Origin of the sequence: Burkholderia sp. LMG 13014 (assembly GCF_905232215.1) — a bacterium.
Lineage (GTDB): Bacteria > Pseudomonadota > Gammaproteobacteria > Burkholderiales > Burkholderiaceae > Burkholderia.
The window spans coordinates 1-2,242 of the sequence record NZ_CAJNKE010000794.1 but is presented as its reverse complement, the minus strand read 5'-3'; the positions used below and the strand labels follow the sequence as shown (position 1 = coordinate 2,242).

General features: G+C 69.0%; 2 protein-coding genes and 1 pseudogene. 1 reads left to right on the top strand and 2 read right to left on the bottom strand.

Going from position 1 to position 2,242, the window contains the following annotated elements; all coding sequences use genetic code 11:
- Positions 1-231, bottom strand: a 231-nt coding sequence (locus JYJ84_RS34675; RefSeq protein ID WP_205190128.1) for an acyl-CoA dehydrogenase family protein, incomplete at its 3' end; no start/stop codon positions are given.
- Between the two features lie 11 nt (positions 232-242).
- Positions 243-1,796, bottom strand: a complete 1,554-nt coding sequence (locus JYJ84_RS34670) for an AMP-binding protein (protein ID WP_175219431.1) — start codon at positions 1,794-1,796, stop codon at positions 243-245.
- Positions 1,797-1,897: 101 nt separating this feature from the next.
- Between JYJ84_RS34670 and JYJ84_RS34665 the strand changes: the two are divergent.
- Positions 1,898-2,209: pseudogene (locus JYJ84_RS34665) on the top strand (LysR family transcriptional regulator); the annotation flags it as partial.
- Positions 2,210-2,242: the final 33 nt, after the last annotated feature.

Sequence of the window (2,242 nt, the reverse complement as noted above, 5' to 3'; positions counted from 1 at the left end):
GCACACCTCGGCGATCGACAGCCCCTGCCCGCCGATCTCGACGGGCAGGCTCGCGGTATAGAAACCGAGCGCAGCCGAGCGTTGCCACACGCGGCGCAGCACGTCGCGCGGCCACACATCCTCCGAGTCGAGCCGCAGCTCGCGCTCGATCGGGCGCAGCTCGTCGTCGACGAAGCGCAGTACGGCCGCGCGCAGCGCGACGAATTCAGGGCGTTGCAGATGATCGAACATGGCGGGTTCCTTCAGTTGACGCGGCGCGCGACACCGCGCCAGTACTGCTCGCGCACGAGCTTGCGGGCGATCTTGCCGTTCGCGTTCTTCGGCAGCTCGGCGACGAAATCGATGGAGCGCGGCAGCTTGTAGTCGGCGAGCTGCGCGCGGCAATGCGCGACGAGATCGTTCGCCTGCGCATCGCGGCCGGCACGCAGCACGACCACGGCCTTCACGGCCTCGCCCCACTTGTCGTCGGGCACACCGACCACGCAGGCCTCGAGCACGCCTTCGTGCCGGTACAGCGCCGCTTCGACTTCGGTCGGGTACACGTTGAAGCCGCCCGAGATGATCATGTCGTGCTTGCGGTCGACCAGATAGATGAAGCCGTCGCGATCGGTGCGCGCGAGGTCGCCCGTGTGCAGCCACCCGTCGACCAGCACTTCGCGCGTCAGCTCCGGTGCGTTCCAGTAGCCCTGGAACACGTCCGCGCCGCGAATCACGATCTCGCCGATCGCGTCGCCTTCGACTTCGCGCCCGTCCGCATCGACCACGCGCACTTCGGTTTCGCCGAGCGGCCGGCCGCATGACGCGAGCCGCTCGCGGTCTTGCAGCAGCGCGTGCGCGTGATCGGCGATGCCGAGCCGCGTGACGCCCGACGTCGATTCGCTCGCGCCATAGCCTTGCGACAACACGGGGCCGATGCGCGCCCACGCCTCCTCGATGCGCGCCGGCGCCATCGGCGCCGCGCCGTAGCCGAGCACCTTCAGGCTGCGCAGGTCGGCCTGCGCGAGCTCGGGCGCGTTCAGCAGCATGTTGACCATCGCCGGCACCATGAACGTGTGCGTGATGCGCTGGCGCGCGACGTCGGCGAGGAAGTGCGCGGGCTCGAACGCGTCGAACAGCACGAGCGTCGCGCCGCAGAACAGGTACGGCTGCATCAGCATCCCGGACGCATGCGTGATCGGGCCGATCAGCGCGAGCCGGTCGCCGGGCTGCGCGGGGCGGTCCATCCCCAGTACGATCTTGCGCAGCGACGCGAGCCGGTTGCCGTAGCTCTGCATCGCGGCCTTGATGCGCCCCGTCGAGCCGGACGAGAAATGCAGCACGGCGAGATCGTCCGGCGCCGGCTGGTAGTCGGGCGGCGTATCGCTGCCCTTCGCGAGCAGCGTTTCGTAGTCGAGATAGCCGGCCACCGCGCCGCCGATCGACACGAAACGCTCGACCGACGCGAAGCCCGGCGAATCGGGCGTGTAATCCGTGTAGCCGCGCCCGCCGATGAACGCGGCGGGTGCGCAGTTGCCGACGACGTCGGCGGCCTCGGCCGCCGTGAAGCGCGGGTTCAGCGCGGCTTTCACGAGGCCGGACTTGTACAGCGCGCACTCGATCTCGACGAGCTCGATGCAGTTGCGCGCCTGCACGGCGATGCGGGTGCCGGGCGCGAAGCCGAGGCCGCGCAGCGCATTCGCGAGCCGCGTCGAGCGCTCGTCGAGCTGGCGGTACGTGACGGTGCGGTCGCGATGGATCACGGCGGGCTGGCTGCCCCAGTAGCGGGCCGCGCGCCGCAGGAAGTAGGCGAAGCTCAAAACGATTCTCCTGGTCGAACAGTGCCGCCAGTCTGTAAGATGCCAAGGCATCACCACAATGCATCACCGGATATAAAGTCATAACCGACAGGAATCCCTCGATGGACACGCGCGATCTGGAGTACCTGCTGGCCGTCGAGCGGCACGGCAGCATCGGCAAGGCCGCCGAGGCGCTGGGGCTGTCGCAGCCGGCGCTCACGAAAGCCGTGCAGCGGCTGGAGGCGCAAGTCGGCGTGACGCTGTTCGAGCGCACCGCGAACGGAATGACGCCGACGCCGGCCGGCGCACGCTTCGTCGCGCGCGCGCAGCGGATCGCGCTCGAGTTCGATGACGCAATGCAGGAAATGCGCGCGATTCGCGGCGGCGAACAGGGCGTGGTACGGATCGGCTACTCGCCGACCGTACCCAGTGCCGGTCGCATTTAAACATCACCGCGCCCCCGAGAC